Origin of the sequence: Kocuria sp. WRN011, from assembly GCF_002295155.1 — a bacterium.
In the GTDB taxonomy this organism is placed as follows: Bacteria; Actinomycetota; Actinomycetes; order Actinomycetales; family Micrococcaceae; genus Kocuria; species Kocuria carniphila.
The window spans coordinates 13,595-37,597 of sequence record NZ_NSGI01000005.1; the positions used below are offsets into that span (position 1 = coordinate 13,595).

At 66.2% G+C, this 24,003-nt stretch carries 20 protein-coding genes; 12 read left to right on the forward strand and 8 right to left on the reverse strand.

Annotated features, from left to right (window positions below; all coding sequences use genetic code 11):
- Nucleotides 1-129: 129 nt before the first annotated feature.
- The gene (locus CKW39_RS07880; RefSeq protein ID WP_254049334.1) at nt 130-2,997 is read right to left on the reverse strand and encodes a multicopper oxidase domain-containing protein; all 2,868 of its coding nucleotides are present in this window, start codon (nt 2,995-2,997) and stop codon (nt 130-132) included.
- Nucleotides 2,998-3,071: 74 nt separating this feature from the next.
- On the opposite strand from CKW39_RS07880, the gene CKW39_RS07885 reads away from it, so the two are divergent.
- On the forward strand, nt 3,072-3,575 hold the full coding sequence (locus CKW39_RS07885; protein ID WP_095797602.1) for a DUF456 domain-containing protein: 504 nt from the start codon (nt 3,072-3,074) through the stop codon (nt 3,573-3,575).
- 154 nt (nt 3,576-3,729) lie between these two features.
- Here the strand turns inward: CKW39_RS07885 and CKW39_RS07890 are convergent, their stop codons facing one another.
- From CKW39_RS07890 to CKW39_RS07900, 3 genes are read right to left on the reverse strand one after another with little or no spacing between them, the layout of a single operon-like run.
- Nucleotides 3,730-5,106 carry a molybdopterin molybdotransferase MoeA gene (locus tag CKW39_RS07890; RefSeq protein ID WP_095797603.1) on the reverse strand — a complete coding sequence of 459 codons (1,377 nt, stop codon included), beginning with the start codon at nt 5,104-5,106 and terminating at the stop codon, nt 3,730-3,732.
- A 22-nt stretch (nt 5,107-5,128) separates the two neighbouring features.
- On the reverse strand, nt 5,129-5,710 hold the full coding sequence (locus tag CKW39_RS07895; protein ID WP_238663026.1) for a molybdenum cofactor guanylyltransferase: 582 nt from the start codon (nt 5,708-5,710) through the stop codon (nt 5,129-5,131).
- Nucleotides 5,711-6,103, reverse strand: a complete 393-nt coding sequence (locus tag CKW39_RS07900; protein ID WP_095797604.1) for a hypothetical protein — start codon at nt 6,101-6,103, stop codon at nt 5,711-5,713.
- A 282-nt stretch (nt 6,104-6,385) separates the two neighbouring features.
- On the opposite strand from CKW39_RS07900, the gene CKW39_RS07905 reads away from it, so the two are divergent.
- From CKW39_RS07905 to CKW39_RS07925, 5 genes are all read left to right on the forward strand, one after another.
- A complete protein-coding gene (locus CKW39_RS07905; RefSeq protein WP_095797605.1) occupies nt 6,386-10,120 on the forward strand; it encodes a nitrate reductase subunit alpha in 3,735 nt (1,244 codons plus the stop codon).
- Nucleotides 10,120-11,862 carry a nitrate reductase subunit beta gene (gene narH, locus CKW39_RS07910; RefSeq protein ID WP_095797606.1) on the forward strand — a complete coding sequence of 581 codons (1,743 nt, stop codon included), beginning with the start codon at nt 10,120-10,122 and terminating at the stop codon, nt 11,860-11,862. The genes CKW39_RS07905 and narH overlap by 1 nt, the downstream gene beginning before the upstream one ends.
- On the forward strand, nt 11,862-12,557 hold the full coding sequence (gene narJ / locus CKW39_RS07915) for a nitrate reductase molybdenum cofactor assembly chaperone (RefSeq protein ID WP_173674303.1): 696 nt from the start codon (nt 11,862-11,864) through the stop codon (nt 12,555-12,557). Before narH ends, narJ begins: the two co-directional genes overlap by 1 nt.
- Nucleotides 12,554-13,360, forward strand: coding sequence for a respiratory nitrate reductase subunit gamma (gene narI, locus CKW39_RS07920; RefSeq protein ID WP_095797608.1), 807 nt, complete (start codon nt 12,554-12,556; stop codon nt 13,358-13,360). The genes narJ and narI overlap by 4 nt, the downstream gene beginning before the upstream one ends.
- An 87-nt stretch (nt 13,361-13,447) precedes the next feature.
- A complete protein-coding gene (locus CKW39_RS07925) occupies nt 13,448-14,701 on the forward strand; it encodes a nitrate/nitrite transporter (RefSeq protein WP_095797609.1) in 1,254 nt (417 codons plus the stop codon).
- Nucleotides 14,702-15,034: 333 nt separating this feature from the next.
- Here the strand turns inward: CKW39_RS07925 and CKW39_RS07930 are convergent, their stop codons facing one another.
- Complete coding sequence (locus CKW39_RS07930) at nt 15,035-16,357, reverse strand: NtaA/DmoA family FMN-dependent monooxygenase (RefSeq protein WP_095797610.1); 1,323 nt, start codon at nt 16,355-16,357, stop codon at nt 15,035-15,037.
- A gap of 96 nt (nt 16,358-16,453) precedes the next feature.
- Here CKW39_RS07930 and CKW39_RS07935 point away from each other — a divergent pair, with 96 nt between their 5' ends.
- A complete protein-coding gene (locus tag CKW39_RS07935) occupies nt 16,454-17,065 on the forward strand; it encodes a TetR/AcrR family transcriptional regulator (RefSeq protein WP_095797611.1) in 612 nt (203 codons plus the stop codon).
- A 215-nt stretch (nt 17,066-17,280) separates the two neighbouring features.
- On the opposite strand, the gene CKW39_RS07940 is transcribed toward CKW39_RS07935, so the two are convergent.
- Complete coding sequence (locus CKW39_RS07940) at nt 17,281-17,667, reverse strand: GntR family transcriptional regulator (protein WP_095797612.1); 387 nt, start codon at nt 17,665-17,667, stop codon at nt 17,281-17,283.
- 114 nt (nt 17,668-17,781) lie between these two features.
- Here CKW39_RS07940 and CKW39_RS07945 point away from each other — a divergent pair, with 114 nt between their 5' ends.
- The 4 genes from CKW39_RS07945 (at nt 17,782) to CKW39_RS07960 (ending at nt 21,478) form a co-directional block, all read left to right on the forward strand.
- Nucleotides 17,782-18,840: an acyl-CoA dehydrogenase family protein gene (locus CKW39_RS07945; protein WP_216823167.1), complete on the forward strand. Its 1,059-nt coding sequence runs from the start codon at nt 17,782-17,784 to the stop codon at nt 18,838-18,840.
- Entirely contained in the window at nt 18,834-20,171 is a 1,338-nt protein-coding gene (locus CKW39_RS07950; protein WP_095797613.1) for a PIG-L family deacetylase, read from the forward strand. Before CKW39_RS07945 ends, CKW39_RS07950 begins: the two co-directional genes overlap by 7 nt.
- Nucleotides 20,168-20,932 carry a glycosyltransferase family 2 protein gene (locus tag CKW39_RS07955; protein ID WP_095797614.1) on the forward strand — a complete coding sequence of 255 codons (765 nt, stop codon included), beginning with the start codon at nt 20,168-20,170 and terminating at the stop codon, nt 20,930-20,932. The genes CKW39_RS07950 and CKW39_RS07955 overlap by 4 nt, the downstream gene beginning before the upstream one ends.
- 81 nt (nt 20,933-21,013) lie before the next feature.
- A complete protein-coding gene (locus CKW39_RS07960) occupies nt 21,014-21,478 on the forward strand; it encodes an SRPBCC family protein (RefSeq protein WP_095797615.1) in 465 nt (154 codons plus the stop codon).
- 171 nt (nt 21,479-21,649) lie between these two features.
- Here the strand turns inward: CKW39_RS07960 and CKW39_RS07965 are convergent, their stop codons facing one another.
- The gene (locus tag CKW39_RS07965) at nt 21,650-22,129 is read right to left on the reverse strand and encodes a hypothetical protein (RefSeq protein WP_095797616.1); all 480 of its coding nucleotides are present in this window, start codon (nt 22,127-22,129) and stop codon (nt 21,650-21,652) included.
- Nucleotides 22,126-22,515 (reverse strand): hypothetical protein, encoded by a 390-nt coding sequence (locus CKW39_RS07970; RefSeq protein ID WP_143469957.1) that lies wholly within the window; start codon nt 22,513-22,515, stop codon nt 22,126-22,128. Before CKW39_RS07970 ends, CKW39_RS07965 begins: the two co-directional genes overlap by 4 nt.
- Nucleotides 22,516-22,736: 221 nt before the next feature.
- Here CKW39_RS07970 and CKW39_RS07975 point away from each other — a divergent pair, with 221 nt between their 5' ends.
- Nucleotides 22,737-23,975: an MFS transporter gene (locus CKW39_RS07975; RefSeq protein WP_095797618.1), complete on the forward strand. Its 1,239-nt coding sequence runs from the start codon at nt 22,737-22,739 to the stop codon at nt 23,973-23,975.
- Nucleotides 23,976-24,003 lie beyond the last annotated feature (28 nt).

The window sequence follows — 24,003 nt, forward strand, 5'->3', positions numbered from 1 at the left end:
CTGATTTGCGGCGGCCCTCCATGCGGGGGCGTAAGCGTCGATCAGAGTGCGCGCCGCTTGGTGGAATCGGTCGTAGCGTCGATCAGAGTGCACTGGGCACGGGGGAGTCCGGCTTCTCGGCCCCTAGTGCTACTCCGTCACCTCGATCTGGCCCCGTGCGCCGCGTTCGGCCTCCGCGAAGGAGTGGTTCACGAACGTGTAGGTGCCGGCCTCGGGGAACGACATCTCAACAAATCCGCCCTGCGCCGGTGCGAGATCCAGCGCCTGCGCGCCACCGGTGCCACTCGGAATGCCGGGACTCGTGGGCGACAAGAGGTACGCACCCTCCTTGTAGACGGTGTCGAACTGGCCGCCCACCACGTGGAAACTCGAGCCCTTGGACGGTCCGGCCGCCAGCACCCAGATCCGCACGCGCTCATCCGTGTGAGCTGACAACTTCTCATGCATGTACTGCGTTGCGTGACCGTTGAACATGGTCAGTGACGGCGTTCCCGCCGCGATCCCCGCGGGATCCACCACTGCGTTCGCGCCCTCGGGCAGATCAGGCTGATCCGCGGGCGGCACCGTCAGATAGGTCTCGTTCTGCACGAGCAGGTACTCACGATCCACCTTCGGCAGGTCGGGCGGGTCGATGATGACCGCCCCGAACATGCCCGCAGCGACATGTGTACTCATCGGAGCGGTGGAGCAGTGGTACAACCAGATCCCGGATCGCACCGCCTCGAAGCGATACATGAGCGACTCACCCGGCGCGATGGTGCGCATGGTGTCATCCGGTGAGACATCTCCGGCGTGGAAATCGACCGAGTGACCCATGCTCCCGCTGTTGGTCAGCGTTACTTCGAACACGTCGCCCACCTTGCCGCGCAGCGTGGGTCCCATGTAGTCGCCGTTGAAGGTCCACGCATCCATGGTCACGCCGGGTGCCACCTCGCGGGCGACTTCCTGCACATCCAAGGTCAACTCGTGCACGGTCTCGTTGGGTGCCGGATCCAGCGCCGGATCGCGCACCTCGAAGGCCTCGCCGGGTGCCGCATTGAAGTCCACTCCCGCGGCCGGGTCTTGCGCGTCATCCGCCGCCGACGCCGCTCCCGCACCATGATTTTTGTGATCCGCCGCACCCACGGGGTTGCCTTGCTCGTCCACCGGAATCACGTTCACGGTCATGCCCATGGAACGGTGGCCGATCACGGAGCACCAACCCTCCACGTGGTCCGTGATGATTCCGGCGTCAACCTCGGCCGTTTCCCCGGGACCCACGCGGCCGGATGTCGCGCCATTGGTAAAGACCAGGTCGTGCACGTTGGTCGGGTCGTCGTTGATCAGTGTGACCACCAGGCGGTCGCCCACCGGGACTTCGATTTCGCCTGGGTCGAAGCGCATGTCCTGATTGGCATGCATCGTCACCTCGGTGGTGTTGCCCGTGGCCTGCACGGCATTCTGCGCGCCATCGCTCAATCCGATCCCCGCTGACTGCGGCGCCACGGCAATACCCGCGCCCGCTGCGAGCAAGACCGTGAGCACACCTGCCACGATCTGCCGCAGGGGGTTGGGCTTGCGCTCAGGAGTGTCAGTGCCGGCCGCCACACGAGTAGATCCGCCGGCCCTCGTGGCCGCATCCACCTGCGATGCGCCAGCGTCAGCGGAGGACGGCCGCCCCACAGTGCTGGGCATGCCCAGCGTCACGGAACCCGCGGCGGCGTCGGCGGTGCCCGACGCGGGGGACTGGCTGGCCGCGCGCTGGGGGATCAGGCGGCGTCGTCCGGCGATCGAGACCTTGGCGGAGGAAATCATCAGGGGGATGAACGCGGCGAAGGCCACCGCGCCCACGATCGAGACCATGGCCCGAACCCACGAGGGCAACATCCCGGCGGGCAGGGCGAACAACGCGATGCACAGGTTCAAAACCGTGACCCGGTAGATGCCACCGCGGTTAATGGCCGCCAAGGAAGCGCGCACCGTGGCGGGGCCGCCGCCCATCGTGGACGGCAGGATGTAACTCATGGCACCGAGCAGCGTCTGCAGCAGGAAGCCGGCCACGAACGGGATGGTCAGTGCGCCCATCACGCTGGTTTGAATGCCCTGGGCCGCCACCAGAATCAGTGCGATCACCACCGTGATGAACAGCCACGCGATGCCGGAGGCCACGGACCATCCCATGTAGCCCTCGGGCAGTTTGCGCATGCCGGTGCGGATCAAGATCCGACCGACCAGTCCCACACCCACTAGATAGGCGAATAGCCCCAGGAGCGCCACGGGGACCCAGCCACCCAGGGCACCGGCAGCGGCAACCAGACTGCCCGCAGCCATGGTCGGCAGCGCGATGCGGGACAGGCTCGTGGCCGCTTCCTCCATGCGCGTGCGCACCATGGTCGGCCACAGGGTCAGCAGAGTCGCGGACACCGTGAGGCCCACGAAACCCAAGATGTTCACGGCCTGGTGGGCCAGGAGCAGTCGAGAGTGCCAGGGATCGGCCAGGTCAAGAGCCAGGATTGCGCCAAAGATTGCCCCCACGGGCAGGAAGAACGCGGCCACCGCGTACCACCGCACGGTCATCCCGAACCGCGCGGGCAAGGCTGAACGCAACTGCGAGAGCAGGGAGAGTCCGTGCCACGTGAGCAGCCCGCCGATGACCGTGGCGGACACCAACGTGAGCCACCACCAGTCCGCGAGCATGCCCACCATCAGCAGAACCGTGCCCGCGGTGACCCCGTAAATGCGCAGGATCTGGCGAGGCCGTTGGCGGTCGGGGAGCCGGTTGTGCAGTAGCGCCTCGGTGAAGTGCTGCGACCACACCATGATGGACGTCGTGATCAGTCCCAGCGTGACCATGTGGACCATGAGCCACCGGGTCTCGGGGATCCACCGGTGGAAACCGATCACCAGGATCAGGGCGATCATCCACCAGCGCACGGGCTTACCGGCGGTGCGGTGCCAGGATCTTCCGTGCTTCTTCTGAGTGAGCGCGGGGTCCTGGGGCTTGGCGAGAGTGGGCACCGTCCATCCGATCCACAAATATTGGCGATTTAAATGCAAGTATAGTTCGCTCGCCGTGGCCGTACGATGTGACGGTGACCCCAGAAATAATTGCCACCATTGTGACCTCGGTACTCATCATCATTGGGTGCCTGGGCATCATCATCCCCGTGTTGCCGGGGTCCATCACCGCGCTGATCGGTCTGATCATCTGGGCGGTGGTCGTGCAATCCGTGGAGGGCTGGGTGGTCCTCGCGCTCGGCGGCACGCTGCTGCTGGCGGGCATGTCCGCGAGCCTGGTGCTGACGGGCACCCGCCTGAAACGCCGCGCCATCCCAAACCGCACCTTGCTGTTCGGTGTCATAGGTGCCGTGATCGGCATGTTCGTGATCCCGGTGGTGGGTCTGGTGATCGGTTTCATCGTGGGACTTCTGGCATCCGAGACGGTGCGCAATCGCAACTTCCGGACCGCCCTGGACACCTCGTGGGTTGCGCTGAAGGCCGCGGGTATCGGCATCATCCTGGAGCTGAGCTGCGCGCTGCTGGCCTCGAGCGTGTTCATCATCGGGGCCATCGTCTTCTTCGTCACGGCGGCCTGACCGCGCGCCTCGTTCTGACACACGGCCCGGCCAGGACCAGCGGTCCAGCGGTCCGGTCGTCGTTCCGATCCGGCCACGACGACTGGCCCGGCCACCCTTAAACCGCGACGACGCCGCTCCAGCCGGAGCGGCGTCGTCGGCGGTTAAAGCCTGGTCACCGGCGCCAGGGAAGCCCCAGCACCTTGACGTCCTGACCGGGGCGCACGCCCTCGGCCGGAACCACCATGAGCACATCAGCGTGCGCCATGCCGGACAGCATGGCCGGGCCCACGGCGGGCTCGGGCAGCACGCGGCCCTCCTGGAAGTACGCGGGAATCACGCGCACGCGCCCGGTCTGCTCGATCTCGGCGCCGGAGGTGGCCGTGCGAACCTCGGGCAGCGGCTGACCGGTGGCACCGGCGATCAACGCGTGGCCCACACTCAGCAATCCTGTGACCGCGGACAACGGGCTGCCGGGCAGCGCCAGCACCACAGGTCCGCCGTCCGGCAGCTGCGCCAGGATCACGCCGTGCGCGGGCTCCTGGGCCAGGCCGTCGATGATCAGGTGGGCGTCGAGCTCGGTGAGGGCCTCGCGCACGTGATCGTCCTCGCCGTGGCCGGTGCCGCCGGTGGTGACCACGATTTCCGCGCGGGCATCCAACAGCGAGCCTGCGCCGGAAGGCGACTCGGTGAGTGCGGTGAGCACGCCCTGTGCGCCGTCGGGCACGCGCCGCACCTGATCCACGTTGGCGCCCAGGTCCCGAATGATGGCCGGAATCTGCGGCCCCAGGACGTCACGGACCTCGCCCGGGCCGGGAATGCCGTCCTCCACGACGTGCGCGAAGCCCAGTAAAACCGTCACGCGCGGGCGGCGCAACACCGGGAGCATGTCGTGACCGGCGCTCGCGGCCAACCCGATGTGCGCGGGGTTGAGGTGGCAGCCGATGCGCAGCAGCTCGTCACCCTCGGAAATTTCCTGGCCGAGCGCGCGCACGTCCTGGTTCTGGATCAGCGAGGCCGCCGGGGTGGCGTCCTCCAGGGTGTCGCCCTCCTGCGGGTGGTACTCCTCCATGTGGTCCACGGGTGCCTGTGCAGGAACCACGTGACCGCGGTGACCGGACAACACCGCCTTGGTGTACACCGGCACGGCCGAACCGACGTTGACCTGGGTGGCCTCACCGGGGCGCAGCTCGACCACGGGCAGGATGCGCTCGTCCGGCGGCAGGGTCAGCAGGAGACGCTCATCGGTCTCTGCGGGCTGTGGAGTGCGGATCCGCCACGGACCCTCACCGGCCACGGCCCAGCCGTCGATCGCGGCGGATGCGTAATGGGGGACCGGCATGATCGCCGTGATGGTCTCCGCCAGGGTCTCGCCCAGCGCATCGGTCAGCGGCAGCAACCGGCTGGGGAGCGGCTCGGGGATGCGATGGGCGATCTGGCGTGCTTCGTCCCAATCGACCCACTGGCGCGTGGGCTCCTGACCCTCGGTCTCCGGGGGAGTCTGGTCGGCGTCCTGATTGAAGTGTTCGTGCGGGGTGGGAAGTCCGGGCATGCCATCTCCTCAACGTGTGGATTCAGTGCAGATCGAACCTGGTCACATCTTCCCATGTATCCACGTCCTGCGTAGAGCCCGCCGGGGCACGCACCTCGATCAAGCGCAGGTGTTTCCAAAAGGACCGTACGGAGCGGTCCCGCGCGTGGTGCTCGGAGAACACCGAGGTGAGCGGTGCGGTGCGGATCATGACGGCCAGGTTCTCGCGGTGGCCGTCGGTGGCCGTGGCGATCAACCCGTCGGCTTCGTCCGGAAGGTCGCGAGCGGCGTCGGCAAGCGTGTGGACGGCTCCGGCAATGGCCGGCATGTCGCACGCAAGCACGGCGGTCCAGGCCGCACGGTCGGGCTGGTGCGCGAGCAGATCCAGCCCGGCGGCGATAGCTGCGGCCGGCCCCGAAAAGGGCGGATTTTCGCGGGTTCGCAGCGTGCCGTGCGGTACGTCCAGGTTTTCCGGCCCCACGACGACGGCGCTCCCGGCCTCGGCCACAGCACGCACCGTGATCTCGACCAGGCTTTCGTCGCCCCTGCGAAGTCCGGCCTTGGGGGTGCCGCCCAAGCGAGACGAGCGACCCCCGGCAACGATCACGCTGTCGAAGCGCAGCACCTAGACCGTGGTCTCCGAATCATTGAGTTCGGCGCGGTCCTTGGGGCGGCGCTTCTTGGGCATTCCCGCGATCCGCAAACCGCACTCCACGGCCACCAGGACGAACGCGATGTAGTACAGGATCATGGTCGGGTAGAGCTGCGGGAGGGTCAGGTTCATGCCGACCAAAGAGAGAATCAGCAGAAGTACGGACCCGATCAGGATCACCAGGTGCACCGTGGCGAACGCGCCGGGCAGGCCCTTGGTGGACAGGTACATGGCCATGAGGGCGAACAGGATGGGGAACAACAGCTGTCCCGCGAGCGTGATGCCGTCACCGTGATAGGGGAACAACCCCATGGACTGAATCAGGGCGGTGGCGACAAGCAGGATCGGCGCAATCATGGACTTCATGGGGCACCAGTCTAGGTGGGGTGCGGCGTGTCGTACGAACCGGGGTCTGGTTCGCCGTCGAACCATTTCGTGAGGGCTTACTGCGCGGTACGGACCCCTACTGTGCAGTATGGCCTGACCAAATGGTGCGCTGCCCCAAGTCACCCCGGCAGGCCCAACCAAACGGTCGATTAGCGCACGAACTTATGACCATATTCCCAAGTCAGCCCCGAAAAGAAGGATTTCGGGTTACCGGCGCGTTAAATAGGCATTTTGAATGTTGATTAGGGGTACGGTGGCTCCATGGCTACCACCGAAACCCCCGCCGGGGTCGATGGCCCGGCGTCGAACGCGTTATTGAAACTCGGGAAATTCTTCTCCCGCTGGGACGAGACGGAGGACGGTCGCGCCGTGTTCCGGGAGGGTGGTCGCGCGGGCGACGCCTTCTACCGCAACCGCTGGAGTCACGACAAAGTTGTCCGCTCCACCCACGGCGTGAACTGCACCGGATCCTGCTCGTGGAAGGTGTACGTCAAGGACGGCATCATCACGTGGGAGGCCCAGGAAACGGATTATCCGTCGGTCGGCCCGGATCGCCCCGAATACGAACCACGCGGTTGCCCCCGCGGCGCCGCGTTCTCCTGGTACACCTATTCACCCACGCGTGTGCGCTACCCGTACGTGCGCGGCGTGCTGTTGGAGATGTACCGCGAGGCCAAGCAGATCCACTCGGATCCGGTGCTCGCATGGGAGTCCATCGTCAACGACCCCGTCAAGCGTGAGACGTTCCAGAAGGCCCGCGGCAAGGGCGGACTGGTGCGCTCCAGCTGGCAGGAAGCCGTGGAGATGGCCGCCGCCGCCCACGTGCACACCATCAAGGCCTACGGCCCGGACCGCTGCATCGGCTTCTCGCCGATCCCCGCGATGTCCATGGTCTCGCACGCCGCAGGTGCCCGGTTCATCAACCTCATCGGTGGTGTGATGAACAGCTTCTACGACTGGTATGCGGACCTCCCGGTGGCCTCGCCGCAGGTGTTCGGCGACCAGACGGACGTTCCCGAATCGGGTGACTGGTGGGATGCCACCTACCTGATGATGTGGGGTTCCAACATTCCCGTGACCCGCACCCCGGATGCCCACTGGCTGGCCGAGGTGCGCTACCGAGGCACCAAGGTCGTCTCCGTCAGCCCGGACTACGCGGACAACACCAAGTTCGCGGACGAATGGCTGCCCGCCCAGGCCGGCACCGACTCCGCCCTGGCCATGGCCATGGGGCACGTGATCCTCAAGGAGAACTTCGTGGACCGCCGCGTCCCGTTCTTCGAGAACTACGTCGCCCAGTACACGGACCTTCCGTTCCTGGTCTCACTGTCCCGCCGCGAGGACGGCACGGTGGTTGCGGACAAGTTCCTCACCGCCCAGGACTTGGCGAACGCGGGGGACGACGACGCCGCTTCGCAGGCTGATCCCGCGTTCAAGACCGTGCTGCTGGATCGCGACACCCATCAGCCGGTGGTTCCCAACGGCTCCATGGGCTTCCGCTACAACGAGCACGACGAGGGCAAGTGGAACCTCGATCTGGAGGGAGTCACGCCGTCGTTGTCGATCGCGGACGCCTCCGGCTACCGGGGTGAGGTGAGCGACCTGGCGCTGCCGGCGTTCACGGATCCGACCGGTGAAGGATCGGTCATCCACCGCGGAGTGCCCGTGACCGAGGTGGCCGGCCGCACCGTCACCACCGTTTTCGACATCATGCTCGCGCAGTACGGTGTGGGTCGCGAGGGCCTGCCGGGCGAATGGTCCAAGGGCTACGACGACGTGGACACCGCCTACACCCCCGCGTGGCAGGAAGAGGTCACCTCGGTTCCCGCCGAGGCCGTGATCCGTACCGCCCGCGAGTTCTCCGCCAACGCGGAGAAGTCCGAGGGCCGGTCCATGATCATCCTGGGCGCCGGTATCTGCCAGTGGTACCACGGTGATGCGACCTACCGAGCGATCCTGGCCATGCTCATGCTGTGCGGTTGCCAGGGGCGCAACGGCGGAGGCTGGGCGCACTACGTGGGTCAGGAGAAGGCTCGTCCGATTACGGGCTGGGCCACCATGGCCTCCGGCAGCGACTGGGTGCGCCCGCCGCGCTTCATGATCGGCACCGCGTTCTGGTACATGCACACCGATCAGTTCCGTTCCGACGGCTACTCATCGGATTCGCTGCAGTCACCTCTCGCAGAAGGCCACCTCAAGGGCATGCACACCGCGGACGTGATCGCGCAGTCCACGCGGCTGGGCTGGATGCCGTTCTACCCGCAGTTCCACGAGAATTCGCTCGATGTGGCAGAAGCCGCCACGAGCGCCGTCGAACGCGGTGAGGCGGGCAGCGAACCCGAGTGGATCGCGAGCAAGCTCAAGAACGGCGAGCTGAACTTTGCCGTGGAGGACCCGGACGCCCCGGAGAACTGGCCGCGCACGCTGGTGTTGTGGCGCTCCAACCTGTTCGGCTCGTCGGCCAAGGGTGAGGAGTACTTCCTCAAGCACCTGCTGGGAACCCACAACAGTGTGCAGGGCGAGGACCACGTGGCCTCCAAGCCGCGTGACGTGCGCTGGCACGAGGACGCCCCGGAAGGAAAGCTGGACCTGCTGATCTCGGCGGACTTCCGCATGACCTCGTCCACGCTGCTGTCGGACATCGTGTTCCCGGCGGCCACGTGGTACGAGAAGTACGACCTCTCCTCGACCGACATGCACCCGTTCGTGCACGCCTTCACCCCGGCGATCTCCCCGCCCTGGGAGGCCAAGACGGACTGGAAGATGTTCCAGTTGCTGGCCGACGAGGTCGCGCGGCAGTCCCGCGATCACCTGGGCGTGCGCAAGGACGTGGTGGCCACCGCGCTCACCCACGACACCCCGGGGGAGATTGCCCAACCGGGCGGTCACGCGCCGGAGTGGAAGGGCACGGACCTCCCCGCGATCCCGGGCAAGAACATGCCCAACCTGAAGATCGTGGAGCGCGACTACACCGCGATCGGCGACAAGTTCGTGGCGCTCGGACCGCTGGCGGACAAGCTGGGTCTGACCACCAAGAACGTCACGTTCGACGTCAAGCACCAGGTCGACCAGCTGGGTCGCCTGCACGGTGTGTTCGATTCCGGTGCTGCGGAGGGCCGCCCCGCGCTGGACACCGATCAGCGCATGGCCGAGGCCATCCTGATGCTCTCGGGTACGACCAACGGTGAGCTGGCCACGCAGGGCTTCGAGACGCTCGAGAAGCGCGTGGGCAAGGAACTGTCCGATCTGGCGCGCGGTTCGGAGGAAAAGCGCATCACGTTCAAGGACACTCAGCAGGCACCCGTTCCGGTGATCACCTCACCGGAGTGGTCCGGTTCGGAAACCGGAGGCCGGCGCTACGCACCGTTCACGGTGAACATCGAGCGGCTCAAGCCGTTCCACACCCTGAGTGGCCGCATGCACTTCTTCCTGGATCACGACTGGCTCAAGGACATGGGTGAAATGTTGCCCACCTACCGACCGCCGCTGGACATGCACCGGCTGTTCGGTGAGCCCAAGCTCGGGGAGAAGGGTGAGCTGTCTATTGCGGTGCGCTACCTGACCCCGCACAACAAGTGGTCGATCCACTCGGAGTACCAGGACAACCTGTTCATGCTGTCGCTCTCGCGCGGCGGCACCTCGGTGTGGATGTCCCCGCAGGACGCCACGGCCATCGAGGTCTCCGATAACGACTGGGTCGAGTGCGTGAACACCAACGGCGTGTTCGTCGGACGCGCGGTGGTCTCCCACCGCATGCCCGAGGGTGTGGTCTACGTGCACCACGCCCAGGAGCGAACCATTGACGTTCCCAAGTCCGAGACCACGGGTAAGCGCGGCGGTATCCACAACTCCGTCACGCGCATCCTGGTCAAACCCACCCACATGATCGGCGGCTACGCCCATCTGTCCTGGGCCTTCAACTACATGGGCCCCACCGGAAATCAGCGAGACATCGTCTCCATTGTCCGCAAGCGCTCGCAGGAGGTTCAGTACTGATGCGTGTCATGGCTCAAGTCGCCATGGTGATGACTCTCGACAAGTGCATCGGGTGTCACACCTGTTCGGTGACGTGTAAACAAGCATGGACCAACCGTGCCGGTACCGAGTACGTATGGTTCAACAACGTGGAGACCCGCCCCGGTCAGGGGTACCCGCGCCGTTACGAGGACCAGGAAACCTGGAGGGGCGGCTGGGAACTCAACAAGCGGGGCAACCTCAAGTTGAAGTCCGGCGGCAAGCTCAAGAAGCTCGCCCAGTTGTTCGCCTCCCCGGTGCAGCCGGAGTTGAAGGACTACTACGAGCCCTGGACCTACGACTACGAGAACCTGGTCAACGCTCCCGCGGGTGATGATTTCCCGGTGGCACGGCCCAAGTCCCTGATCACGGGTGAGGACACCAAGGTCGAGTGGTCGGCCAACTGGGACGACGACCTGGGCGGCGCCACGGAGATGGGCCACTTGGACCCGATCATCCAGAAGCTCCACAAGGAAGCCAACGACCGGATCAAGTTCGAGTTCGAACAGACCTTCATGTTCTACCTGCCGCGTTTGTGCGAGCACTGCCTGAACCCGTCCTGCATGGCATCGTGCCCCTCCGGCGCCATTTACAAGCGCGCCGAGGACGGCATCGTGCTGGTGGACCAGGACCAGTGCCGCGGTTGGCGCCAGTGCGTGACCGGTTGCCCGTACAAGAAGATCTATTACAACCACAAGTCCGGCAAGGCCGAGAAATGCACGTTCTGCTACCCCCGCATCGAGGTGGGTATCCCCACCGTGTGCGCGGAGACGTGTGTGGGCCGCATGCGCTACATCGGCATCTTCCTGTACGACGCAGACAAGGTCACCCAGGCCGCCGCGACACCCAACGAGCAGGATCTGTACGAGGCCCAGCTGGACCTCATGCTCGATCCCAACGACCCAGAGGTCGTTGCCGCCGCTCGTCAGGAGGGCATCCCGGAGGACTGGCTCGACGCCGCTCGCAAGTCGCCGGTGTACGCGCTGGCCAAGACGTTGCGCGTGGCCCTGCCGCTGCACCCCGAGTACCGCACGATGCCCATGGTTTGGTATGTGCCCCCGCTGTCGCCCATCGTGGACCTGCTCAAGGAACAGGGTCACGATGGCGAGGATCCGGAGAACCTGTTCGGCGCGATCGAGAGCCTGCGCATCCCGGTGGAGTATCTGGCGGAGTTGTTCACCGCGGGTGACACCGAACTCGTGACCGACGTGTTGCGCAAGCTCGCCGCAATGCGCGCCTACATGCGCAACATCACCCTTGGTGACGCCCCGGACGAGTCCATTGCGGAGGCAGTGGGCATGACCGGTGCCGAGATCAAGCAGATGTACCGGCTCATGGCGATCGCCAAGTATGACGAGCGCTACGTTATTCCCACAGCCCACGTTGAGGACGCCCACAATCTGGAGGAGATCGGCTGCTCGCTGGACGTGGACGGTGGACCCGGTATGGGTCAGACCGGAGTGTTCGGTGAGGCGTCGGGTCGCCCGATGCCGGTGGCCGTGGAGAACTTCCAGGCGCTGCGCTCCCGCCAGATGGGGGAGGACCCCACGGGCAACGAGCAACTGGCCGGTCGCGTGAACCTGCTCAATTGGGACGGCAACGGCAGCCCGGACGGGCTGTTCCCGGCCCGGAATCGCGAGGACGCCGACAGTCTCTCGACCACGTCGCGTGATCCGTGGACCCGTCCCGATCACGACACCGCCGGTTCCGACGGGGGCCGATGATGGGGTTGCTCTCCACCCTGCTGGGTAAGGCCACCAAGGGCACGGTGAACGTTCCCGAGTACCGGGACCGTCATCCGCAGCGCTCGGCGGTCATCCGCCAGGCCGCTGCGGTGTTGCTGGGCTACCCGGATCGAGAACTGATCGACCAACTGCCCGTGCTCGAGGACGCCCTGGTTGAGGTCGGGGTGGCCCCGAGCGCCGTCGAACCCTTGACCCGTTGGCTGCGCGAGAGTGACCTGAGCGAGATTCAGGGTGACTACGTCCAGGAGTACGATCTCTCGCGCCGCCACAGCTTGCACCTGACCTACTGGACGGACGGTGACACGCGCCGTCGCGGCGAGGCGCTGTCCGCGTTCAAGCAGGTCTACCGCGCCCACGGGTGCGTGTTCGGGGACGAGGAACTGCCCGACCACCTGCCCGTGGTGCTGGAATTCGCTGCGCGGGTCTCACCCGAGGACGGTTTCGAGCTGCTGCAGCGCTACCGACCGTCTCTGGAACTGCTGCGGCTCGCACTGCTGCGCGACAACCTGCCCCACGCGTGCGTGGTGGAACTGGTCTGCTCAACGCTGCCCGGACCGTCCCCGGAGGACGAATCCGCGGTGGCGCGCATGGCGGGTTACGGTCCGCCCACCGAATCCGTGGGCTTGGATGCCTACGACCCCCGACTCCTGCCCATGACCGGAGGAAACCAGTGAACATTCTCGACACTCTGCTGTGGGGCGTGCTGCCGTACGTGGTGATGGCGGTGCTGATCGGCGGGCTGATCTGGCGCTACAAGTACGACCAGTTCGGGTGGACCACCCGTTCGTCCCAGCTCTACGAATCCCGCATGCTGCGGATCGCCTCCCCGTTGTTCCACTTCGGCATCCTGGCGGTGCTTGTAGGGCACATCGTGGGCCTGGTGATTCCTAAATCTTGGACCGAAGCCGTGGGCATGTCCGAGCACGCCTACCACTTCCTGGCGTTGTCCATCGGCACGGTTGCCGGCGTGGGCACGCTCGTGGGCATCGTGATGCTGATCGTTCGCCGGCGCCGCACCGGACCGGTGTTCATGGCCACGACCGGTAACGACAAGTTCATGTACGTGATGCTGCTGGGTGCCATCCTGGCCGGCCTGGCCACCACCGTGCTGGCCGTGTTCGACCCGAACACCGTGGACTACCGAGTCACGGTGTCCCCGTGGTTCCGTTCGCTGTGGATCCTGCAGCCGGATGTCGGTGCCATGGCGGCGGCGTCCACCTCGTTCCACATTCACGTGCTGTGGGGCATGGCACTGTTCGCGATCTGGCCGTTCACGCGCCTGGTGCACGCGTTCACCGCGCCGCTGCACTACTTGTTCCGTCCGTACATCGTCTACCGCACGCGCGGTTCCAGCCCCCGCACCGGTTCCGCCCCGGTGCGCCGCGGTTGGGAGCCGATCGGTACCCAGGATCGCGACAGCGGACGACGCCGCACTCGGCCTCCGCGCGAACATTCCGGTTCCACGCGCGTCAAGTAAGTCACTTCCGGTGTAGGAGGCGCCCTTGTCGGAGCGCCTCCCTGCCCACTACGTCTCAGCACTCGCAGTTTTCGCAGAAGGAGCGTCATGTCCTCCGTTGAAGCCGCCTCAGCGGCACCGAACTTGAAGCAGGGTCAACTCAAGAACCTGGTCCTCGCGACCTTGGCGTCCACCGTGGGCTTCTGGGCGTGGACCATCGTGGGACCGCTGTCCAAGCGCTACGCCGGTGAGATGTCGCTGACCCCGGGGCAGACCGCCATCCTGGTGGCCATGCCGATTTTCGTGGGTTCGATCGCCCGCGTTCCGGTGGGTGCACTCACCGACAAGTACGGCGGGCGCGTCATGTTCACCGTGATCCTGGGTATCACCGCACCGCTGGTGTTGCTCACGGGCCTGGTGGGTCAGCTCAACAACTTCCCGCTGCTGGTCGCGGTCGCGTTCTTCCTGGGCATTGCGGGCACCGTGTTCGCAATCGGTATCCCGTTCTGTTCCGCCTGGTACGAGTCCAATCGCAAGGGCTTCGCGACCGGTGTGTTCGGCGCCGGCATGGTGGGTACCGCGGTCTCCGCGTTCTTCACCCCGCGGCTCGTGGCGGCTACCGGGTACATGACCACCCACATCATCATTGCCGCGATCGTGGCGGTCAGCGCGCTGCTGTGCTGGCTGATGCTGCGTGATTTTCCTGCGCGTGCCGGTCGCAAGGTCGAACCGATGATGCCCAAGCTCAAACAGGCCTTCAGCCTCAAGGTCACCTGGCAGCTGTGCTTCCTCTACGCCGTGGTTTTCGGCGCATTTGTCGCCTTCTCCAATTACCTCCCGACCTACCTGGCCAACGTGTACGAGTACGACCCCACCGCCGCCGGCACCCGCACCGCCGGCTTCGCGCTCGCGGCCGTGGTTGCCCGTCCCATCGGTGGCACGCTCGCGGACAAGTTCGGCCCCAAGATCGTCACCCTGACCTCGTTCGGCGGCACCATCGTGCTGGCCATGCTCGTGGCCTTCCAGCCCGACGCCGAGCACGTCTACGGTCCACTGTTCCTGGCCATGGCCGTGTTCCTGGGTCTGGGCACCGGCGGTGTCTTCGGTTGGGTCGGACGTGCCGCTCCCGCCAAGGACGTGGGCACCATTGGCGGCATCATCGCCGCCGCTGGCGGCCTGGGTGGTTATTTCCCGCCGCTCGTCATGGGCGCGACCTACAACCCGGACAACCGCTCGTACTTCGTGGGGCTCACGCTGCTGGCCGTGTTCGCGGCCCTGGCGTTCCTGCTGTCGCTCGTGGTGCGTAACGGCGGCAAGACCAACGAGAACGACAGGCCGGTCGAACAGACGCCGGTCAAGTAACCGACGCGCGACGTCCCGCGGCGTCGAACTCCCGAAACCGCGCGCGGGACCACGGCAGTTTTACACCAACGCGGGCGCGAACGACGACGACGCTCCACACCACACGGCGCGAGTGGGCTCCCAGCCCGCTCGCGTCGTCGTCTGTACCACCTGGCCGCGCCGATCTTGCGAGCTCCCAGCCCGCTCGCGTCGTCGTCCTCTGTGCAGCCTGGTCCGCCGAGCCCGCGATGCCCCAACCCGTGAGGCCCACTGAGCGGGAACCATCTGATGAGGCCTTACTGCGGGGTAGGGGCCCTTACCCTGCAGTAAGGCGTCATGGAATGGCGGGCCCTGTCAGCTCAGGCGCGGATCCTGGCCGTACTGCTCGGGAACGCCCAGGTGATCGCGGAGCGTGGTTCCCTGATAGTCGGTGGGGTAAAGCCCGCCCTCCTGCAGGATGGGCACCACCTGATCCACAAACGTGTCGATGCCGTCCTCGTAGACGTCGATGGAGACCCAGAACCCGTCCACGGCTTCGGCCTCGAACCATTCCTGAAGGTGGTCCGCGGTTTCCTCTGCCGTGCCCACGGGGGTGGGGTGATAGTCGATCACGCCGTGGGCCAGGATGTCCCGAATGCTCCAGCCTTCCTGAGCGACCTCGTAGGCCCGCTGCGACCGGGGGTCAAAGGGGCTGGGGCGAGCAGCTTCCAGCTGCTCCCGAGTCAGCGGCTGATCTATCTGGGACACGTCTAACGGCAAGCCGAGCATCGCTCCCAGGTAGGGGACGCGGGCGGGGAAGACCTCGCGGCCCAGGGCCACGCGGCGGTCCAGGGCCTCCTTCTTGCTGCCCGCAATGGCGGGCATGACCCCTGCAAAGTACTTGATCTCATCGGGGTCGCGGCCGGCATCTACGGCGGCCTTCCGCACAGCATCCCGCTGAGCCTTGGAATCCTCAATGGTGAACGTGGCACCGATGACGGCGTTCGCGTACCGACCCGCGAGCCCCAATCCGTAGTCACCACCACCGGCCTGGAAGACCACCGGCTGGCCCTGCTCGGAGGGCGGAATCGGCAGCGGTCCGCGGGAGGCCACGTGCTTTCCCTGCAGGTTGATCGGTTGGATCTTGCCCGCGTCAGCGAATTGAGACGTGGCCGGGTCCTTGATCCACGCGTCCTTCTCCCAGCTGCCCCACAAGGCCTGGGCGATCTGGATGGTTTCGTGGGCGCGTTCGTACCGTTCGGGTCGAGGAGCGATTTCTTGACCGTAGTTCGCGGCCACCAGGGGATCACTCGTGGTCACCGCGTTCCATCCCGCGCGGCCGTGGCTCATCACGTCCAGCGTCTTGAACTGGCGTGCGGTGTTGTACGGCTCGTTGAACGTGGTGGATCCGGTGGCGACCAGCCCGATGCGCTCGGTGCCGCGGGCAATCGCGGCCAGCGTCATCATGGGGTCCAGGGTGAGCATGGGAGCTTCCTGTTCCGGACCCTTACTCATTCCGGCGAAATCGGGGAGGAAGAGGAACGCGAACTTGCCCCGCTCGGCGGCCTGGGCGTACCGCACCTGGGCGTCAAAGTTGGTGTAGTTGGCGGGATCGACACCCGGTGCTTTCCAGGCCATGGGCTGAGATCCGTAGCCGTTACCCAGTTGCATGCCGAGGATCATTTGTCGTTTGCTCATGGCAGTCCTTTGCGAGATATTAGGAGACATTCTCCGGTTCGTGATCCAAAATACGGAGAGGCTCTCCGTTAATCAATCAGTAAGGCGGTTCCCGTCATGACTTCAGCCGCAGGCGGAAGCCCGTCGCACCCAAGCTCCTCAGTCACGCGACCCATTCGTGCTGATGCCCGTCGAAACCGAGCGCGCATAGTGGAGATTGCCGAATTGGCGTTTACCGACGGGGGTTTGGATGTCTCCATGGATGCCATCGCGAAATGGGCGGGGGTGGGTGCGGGGACCCTTTACCGTCACTTCCCCACCAGGGACGCACTGGTTGCTGCTGTCTTGGAGAACCACCAGCCGGACCTGAGCGCCGAGGCCGAAGTCATCCAGAATAACTCCGTCGACTCCGGTGCCGCACTGGAGCGCTGGCTCGACGCCGTGAGTCGCTGGATGCGAGCCTACGAGGGCCTGCCCGAACCCCTACGAACCGCGCTGGGCGAGCAGGACTCTCCATTGCGGCTCACGTGCCAAGAGGTCATCGACACAACAGGTGAGTTCTTGCAGGCAGCCCAGAAGGATGGGCATGCGCGTGAAGGACTCACCGGTCGGAACCTGTACCTCGCGACGCTGGCTGCCGCGTGGGCCCTGGGCACTCCGTCCGCGGACGGTTCGACCGGTCACGAATTGGATGACCTACTCCGGTCCGGTTGGCGGGTCGATTCGTAGGCTGCGCGCCGTCCAGCGGCCGACGGACGCCATTTCATCCGGCCTTACTGCAAAGTAACCCGCCCTACCGTGCAGTAAGACGGCATCAAATGGTGCGCGGCCTTTGCATGGTCGGGCGGGGCACTTGGGGGTGGCCAAAACGGTGTTAGGTAGCTGGCACCGGCCCGATTGGTGCGGCCTCGCCGTGTGCTGGGTGATCGTCGGGACCGCGGGCCTCAGCCAGCGGCGCGCTGGTCCAGCATCCGCTGCACGATCCGCAGGCATTCCTCGGGGGAATAGTGCAGGTCTCCCGCTGCGCGGTCCAAATACTCGGCGGCCGCACGGCAGGCTGCTGCGTGACGGTCGTCGGAGGACTGGGCGATGAAGGTGCCCTTGCGGCCGCGGGTTTCGATCACGCCGCTGGCCTCCATGGCGCGGTAGGACTTGGCCACGGTTCCGGCCGCTAAGCCCAGTTCGGTGGCCAGTGCGCGCACCGGGGGAATCCTGTCACCGTCTTCCAGAGATCCGGAAGCGATGCCGTCCGTGACGCACTGAACGAGCTGTTCGTACACCGGCACCGTAGACGTGGTGTCAACGGTGAAGATTCCTGCGGTGGTGGACATGAGGGGCCCCTTCGGACGGTGTACCACGGTCAGTGTTACTAGCAATGATACAAACCCGGTTCCACGCGGAACACCGTACGCGGCCGCGGGCCCAAAGCACGTAGGCTTATTACTGTGTTTGACCAGTCGACGTTGCCGATCCCTCAGACTCCTCGACCCGATCAGCGGGAGGTCCAGGAGTTCGTCCGCCACGGTCTGGCCGAGGCCACCACTCTGACCCGCGAATTGCCCCTGCCCGGTCAGGGCAGCACGCGTGAGCTCTGGGCACGAATGAGCGATCTGGCCAGACAAGACCTTGCCCTGGCGCGCATCGTCGAACCCCACCTGGATGCCACTGCCATCATCGATCAGGCCGGCCGCCGTGACCTCCTCACCGACTCGGACACCTGGGCCGTGTGGGCTGCGGAGGGCCCCGGCACCCCACTGACCGCAACGCCGTCGAGAGACGGGTGGACGCTCTCCGGTACCAAGCCGTGGTGCTCGCTCGCGGACTTCGTGAGCCGCGCCGTGGTCACCGCACACGTCGCGGACGAGAGCGGGGAGCTCACCGGCCACCGCCGCGCGTTCGTGATCTCGACGGACCATGCTGGGTTCCTGCCCGAGCACAACGACACGTGGGTTGCCCAGGGCCTCGCGGACGTCCCCACCACCGCCGTGGACTTCCGTGAGGTGCCCGCCGAGCCACTCGGTGAGGACGAGTGGTACCTGACCCGCCCCGGATTCGCATGGGGCGGCATGGGAGTGGCCGCGATCTGGCTGGGCGGCGCGCAGTCCGTTGCGGACCTCCTCTGGCAACGCTCCAGACAACCACGCAAACCGCTCGACGACGTCGCTCTCGCCCACCTCGGTCGCGTGGACCTGGCCCTGACCGCGGCGTCGGCAGTGCTGGATCGAGCGGCGTGCGCCGTCGACAATGGTGATGCCACGGGCGAAAAGGGCGCACTGTGGGCGCTGCGAGTTCGCCGCACCGTGGCGGACGCGGCGGAAACAGTGCTGCGCGAGGTCTCCCGGGCGACCGGGCCGGGGCCCCTCACCGGGGACGCCGCCCACATTAGGCGTGTGATGTCGTTGCAGGTGTACATCCGTCAGGATCATGCGGAGCGGGACAACAAGGCGCTCGGGGAGCTGTTGCTGGCCGCGGCTCCCGCGGGCGAGGAGGGGACACCATGGTGACCTTCGACCACCGGGAGCCCGGAACTCCCGAACAGAAATGGGCGGACAGCAAGGCCCTGCGCACCGCGCCCGAGCTGGACCTGGAGGGCGTGGACCGCGCGGTCGTCTTCGCTGCGCACCCGGACGATGAGACCTTGGGCGCCGGTGGCACCGTTCATCGGTTGAATCAGGCGGGCTCCTCGGTGCGGGTCATCGTGGCCACGCTGGGGGAGAAGTCCCACCCCGATTCGCCGACGCACACTCAGCAAACGCTGTCACGCGTGCGCCATCTGGAAATGTCGGAAGCAGTCGGTGCGATCACCGCGGGCTGTGTCACTCCCGAGTACCTCGCCCTGCCCGACGGTGGACTCACGGCCGAGGCGCTCGCAGACCCCGTCAGCGAAGCCATGACGTGGTTGGCTCAGGGCCGGCACCCCCTGGCCGTGGTGACGTGGGTCAAGGACGGCCACCCGGATCACGAGATCCTCGCCGCTCAGGTGCAGGAGGCCGCGGGTGCGGCGGCCGTGCGCTGCGTCCAGTACCCCATTTGGTGGTGGCACTGGGGGACACCCGGCAAGCTTCCACGCGGCCTGGTGTACGTGCCACTCTCGGACGAGGACCGGGACGCCAAACAGCAGGCTCTGGAACACCACGTCTCCCAGGTGCGTCCACTTTCGGACCAACCCGGGGACGAGGTGCTGCTCGGTCCGCATATCCTGGAACATTTCGAGCGGGAACGCGAATACTTCATCCTGGCCGCTCCCCATCAGACCCCGGTCTTCAACCGCGTTCACACCGAATCCGAGGACCCGTGGAGCGTGGACAGTTCCCGCTATGAACACCGCAAGCGGGATGTGCTCACGGCCAGCCTGCCGCGCGAGCTGTACCCTCGCGCCCTGGACATCGGCTGCTCCACAGGTGCCCTCACGGCGCAGTTGGCCGCGCACGTGGGCGTGATGACCGCGGTGGACGCGAGTGACGTCGCCCTGGGCAAGGCCCGAACGCGCCTCACCGAGCGGGGCCTCAAGAACGTGCAATTGCGTAACGCCGTGCTGCCAGAACAATGGGACCCCGACTGGACCGACCTGGACCTGATCGTGGTGAGCGAGGTGGGGTACTTCTGCTCACCCGAACAATGGAAAAAGCTGTTGTCCCTGTGCACCAAGGCGCTCTCGTCCGACGGGCATTTGGTGTTGTGCCATTGGCGCCACCCCATCAAGGATTGGCCGCTGGACGGGGATGACGTGCATCGTGAGGCCCGGCGGCGCCGTAACCTCACGCGGTTGGTGGAGCACCGCGAAGCTGACTTCGAGATCGACATCTACGCGCGTACCAAGCGCGGCCGCGCATGAGTCAGCGGGTGGCGGTGGTGATACCCGCGTGCAACGAGGAGGAGCGCGTGGTCCGGTGCGTCGAGTCGGTGGCGGGGGCCGTTCACGCCCTGCTGCGTGCCGAATCAGATGCGCGAGTGTCCGTGATTCTCGCCGCGGACAGCTGCACCGACCGCACGGTGGGGGCCGCGCGAGAGGCGTGGGCTGCGTCGTCGGCGGTCTTGAACGGGCATGCGGAACTGGAGGTCCTGGAGGGCACCTGGGCAAGTGCGGGTGGGGCTCGGCAGGCCGCAGCGAACCATGCGCTGCGTCTCGGGGCGGACTGGATCGCCTCCACCGACGCGGACACCGCCGTCCCGCAGAACTGGCTCAGCTACCAGGTGGAACGCGCGCGGACCGGGGTCGATGCCGTGCTCGGCACCGTGGAACCGGACCCGACCGAATGCCCCGAGCACGTGTTCAGGCTGTGGCATCTGGAGCACGACCTGTCCGAAGGTCACCCCTATATCCACGCGGCCAACATGGGCGTGCGGGCCGGTGCGTTCCAGGCCGCCGGCGGTTTTCCGAACGTGGAATGCAGCGAGGACGAGGCCGTGGTTGAAGTCTTGCGAGCCCACGGCGCGCGCGTGGAGGCCACGGACCGGATCCGAGCCATCACCTCCGGGCGGTTGCGCGGCCGAGCCGCCCTCGGTTTCGCGTACCACCTGCGCAACCTGGCGGCCCAGCACGGCGCCCACCACGGAGTGCAGCACGGACCGGTCGAGGGCTTCGCCGATCGCTGAAGGTCTTGCCTCGGCGGGCCCGGCACTGCCTAGAGTGAGTAGCAGAACGTCCCATTGTCGATCGACAGAAAGAGGTTTCTCGTGAGCGAGACCAGCGTCAGCGCCACCCGAGTCATTGACGCCCCGGCCGAGGACATCTTCGAGGTGCTTTCCCTGCCCGCCAAGCACCCGCAGGTAGATGGTTCGGGCACCGTGGTGTCCGGCACCGACCAGCGCATTCAGCAGACCGGCGACGTGTTCGTGATGAACATGCACGCGGAGGCCATGGGCGGTGACTACAAGATGGAGAACCACGTCACCGGTTTCGATCCCAACAAGCTGATCGCGTGGAAGCCGTGCCAGGAGGGCACCCCCATCGAGCACAACGGCTGGGAGTGGATGTACGAACTCCAGCCCCAGGGTCCCGATTCCACCCAGGTCACGCTGACCTACGCGTGGTCGGACGTGCACCCCAAGCTCCTCAAGAAGGTGAGCTTCCCGGCGTTCCCGGAGTCCGTGCTCGAGGAGTCGCTGGAGAACCTCGCCGCCGCGGTGAGCGACAAGTAAGTTGCTACTCCCGCAGCATTTTTACGACGACGACTCCGCTCGGTCGCCCGCACAGCGCGGGCCCCGGCGGCGTCGTCGTTGCGTTTCGGTACGTTGCGGGCGATGCCTTGGTGTCGCGACGCACTGAGCGGCGCGGGCTACCGCCGCGTCCCCGTGGTGATGAGAGGGCAGCTATGGCCCGCTGACCAGGGTGATCAACACGAATAGAGCCGGCAGGTACAGAATCGCTATGGCCAAATTGGCGATGCCCCACCCAGGCCGGTTGCAATGGACCGCGCACCCCGTGCCGCACCCGCCGGCCAGGAACGGGATCCCCAGCAGGAGCAACGGCAGCCACGGGCCCATGTACTGACCGAACGGCAGGATCAGGGTGATTCCCACGGCCACGAAGAACATGACGACCGTGAGCAGTGACGTGTAGTGGCCGCGTTCACCGTGGGCGGGGCGGTGATTGCGAGCGGAGTGGCGTGGCCCCGGCTGGGATTCGCGGCGTGCCGCCCGGTGGGATCCTCGTCGGGATTCGCCCGCTTGGGATGCCAGGCGCGCGGCGCGACGGGAGTCGACGGGCCGGGGCTGATCCGATCGGGACTCGCCCGGCCGGGACCGATGTGACCGGGATTCGGCGGAAGCCTGCGCGGCGAAGTGGCTCATCGCGGCACACACGGGGTCACGGTGAACCACACGGTGGTGGCGGCTGCCACCACTCGTTCGTCGGTTTCCATCCGGGGACCGAACCGACGGATCTCATCGCGGAACCGCGCATCGCACCAGCAGTCGAAATAACCGCGTTCGATGTAGCAGCGGTCGTGGCGCATGCACAACGTGTCGAACGTGTCCTCCGGCTCCCCACCGCCGTGACCGGGTCCGCACCACGCGCCCCAGATCGGGATGCCGGCGGAGATCCCTGTCCTCTCGCGCAACGGGTCCTTGCCCGGTGCGGCCGGTGAAGCCAGATCGGCCTCCGCGTCTGGTGCATCCGGTGAGGTGGTGGGCGCGGCTACCGCAGCCCCCGCCGCGGTGAACAGCAAGGTCCCCATGACTAACGGAATGACTGTCACAGCCCAGAATGGTCCCCGTGAAAATCTCATGAGTTCGACTCCCCCAAGTTGAACTGGATGATGTGTTCATACTGTAGGGGGTGTGACTAGCCGAGGGAAACACATGTGTTCCTCCCAACCGGCGTGGGACTGCGCGGCGTGCGGCGTACCCTGGTCCAGGACGTCAGCGACACCAACCACGGGAGAGGGAGCGCCTCGGCATGCAGTCCGCGGGGACATGGGAAGGCTACGAGCGGGGCAGCTCCGGGTACAAAAGGATTTTGATCGCGCTGTTGTGCGCGGGCATCGCGACCTTCGCCCAGCTCTATTCCGTGCAGGGCGTCCTTCCGATCATGGCGCGGGACCTGGAGATCGACGCCGCCCAAGCCTCCTTGGCCGTGTCCGCCGCGACCCTCGGTTTGGCGGTTGCGGTGATCCCATGGTCCTTGATGTCGGACAGATTCGGTCGCCGCAGGACCATGGTCACCGCGGTCATTGCGGCCACCATCCTGGGCGTGGCCATGAGCCTCATGCCGTCCTTCGAGTTGCTCGTGGGAATGCGCTTCCTGGAAGGCATGGCGCTGGGCGGTATCCCGTCCGTGGCCATGGCGTATCTCGCTGAAGAGGTGAACCCGGTGCACGCCGCGATCGCCGCGGGCAGCTACATCTCCGGAACCACGTTGGGAGGACTCTCGGGTCGCATCGTGGCGGCCCCGGTGGCGGACTTCTTCGGGTGGCGCGCGGGAACCCTCGTCGTGGCGATTTACGCGGCCATGGCGGCCGTCGCGTTCATCCTGTTGGCTCCGAAACAAAAGGGCTTCAGGCCGCAAGCAGTCCGGCTGACCGGTCCGGGTGGTGTGCACGAGCGGCTCCTGGTCAACCTCAAGGATCCCGGACTGGGGTCCCTGTACATGCAGGGATTCCTGCTGATGGGCGGGTTCGTGGCCGTTTACAACTTCATCGGCTTCCACCTGGGTGACGAGCCGTTCAACGTGCCGCCGTCGATCGTGTCCGTGCTGTTCCTGTCCTACCTGACCGGCACGTGGTCCTCGGCCCAGGCGGGGCGGATCGCCGCGCGGTTCGGCCGTCGAAAGGTACTGATCACGTCCTCGCTGATCATGCTGGGCGGGCTCCTCATGATGCTCATCCCGTGGCTGCCCGCCGTGGTCGTGGGATTGCTGATCTTCACCGCCGGATTCTTCGGGGCGCACTCCATCGCCAACGGCTGGGTGCCGGCGCGAGCGACCGTGGGACGTGCCCAGGCGTCGTCGTTGTACACGCTGTTCTACTACGGGGGCTCGTCCGTGTTCGGCTACGTGGCCGGCCTGTTCCTCACGCGCTTCGGCTGGAACGGCGCGGTGGCGTTCATCGGTGCGCTGATCGCGGTGGCGATCGCCCTGACCGTGGTGTTCCTGCGCCGGCCCGTCACACCGGAGGCCGTGCAGCCCAGCGGCGACTAGGGTTGAACGAGACGCACCCCACACGTGG

Coding starts and splice junctions, on each gene's coding strand:
- narJ (WP_173674303.1), top strand. CDS start 11,862: ATGGGGTTGCTCTCCACCCTGCTGGGTAAGGCCACCAAGGGCACGGTG.
- CKW39_RS07935 (WP_095797611.1), top strand. CDS start 16,454: ATGACTTCAGCCGCAGGCGGAAGCCCGTCGCACCCAAGCTCCTCAGTC.
- narH (WP_095797606.1), top strand. CDS start 10,120: ATGCGTGTCATGGCTCAAGTCGCCATGGTGATGACTCTCGACAAGTGC.
- CKW39_RS07940 (WP_095797612.1), bottom strand. CDS start 17,667: ATGTCCACCACCGCAGGAATCTTCACCGTTGACACCACGTCTACGGTG.
- CKW39_RS07975 (WP_095797618.1), top strand. CDS start 22,737: ATGCAGTCCGCGGGGACATGGGAAGGCTACGAGCGGGGCAGCTCCGGG.
- CKW39_RS07925 (WP_095797609.1), top strand. CDS start 13,448: ATGTCCTCCGTTGAAGCCGCCTCAGCGGCACCGAACTTGAAGCAGGGT.
- CKW39_RS07965 (WP_095797616.1), bottom strand. CDS start 22,129: ATGAGCCACTTCGCCGCGCAGGCTTCCGCCGAATCCCGGTCACATCGG.
- CKW39_RS07930 (WP_095797610.1), bottom strand. CDS start 16,357: ATGAGCAAACGACAAATGATCCTCGGCATGCAACTGGGTAACGGCTAC.
- CKW39_RS07905 (WP_095797605.1), top strand. CDS start 6,386: ATGGCTACCACCGAAACCCCCGCCGGGGTCGATGGCCCGGCGTCGAAC.
- CKW39_RS07955 (WP_095797614.1), top strand. CDS start 20,168: ATGAGTCAGCGGGTGGCGGTGGTGATACCCGCGTGCAACGAGGAGGAG.
- CKW39_RS07890 (WP_095797603.1), bottom strand. CDS start 5,106: ATGCCCGGACTTCCCACCCCGCACGAACACTTCAATCAGGACGCCGAC.
- CKW39_RS07950 (WP_095797613.1), top strand. CDS start 18,834: ATGGTGACCTTCGACCACCGGGAGCCCGGAACTCCCGAACAGAAATGG.
- CKW39_RS07970 (WP_143469957.1), bottom strand. CDS start 22,515: ATGGGGACCTTGCTGTTCACCGCGGCGGGGGCTGCGGTAGCCGCGCCC.
- CKW39_RS07900 (WP_095797604.1), bottom strand. CDS start 6,103: ATGAAGTCCATGATTGCGCCGATCCTGCTTGTCGCCACCGCCCTGATT.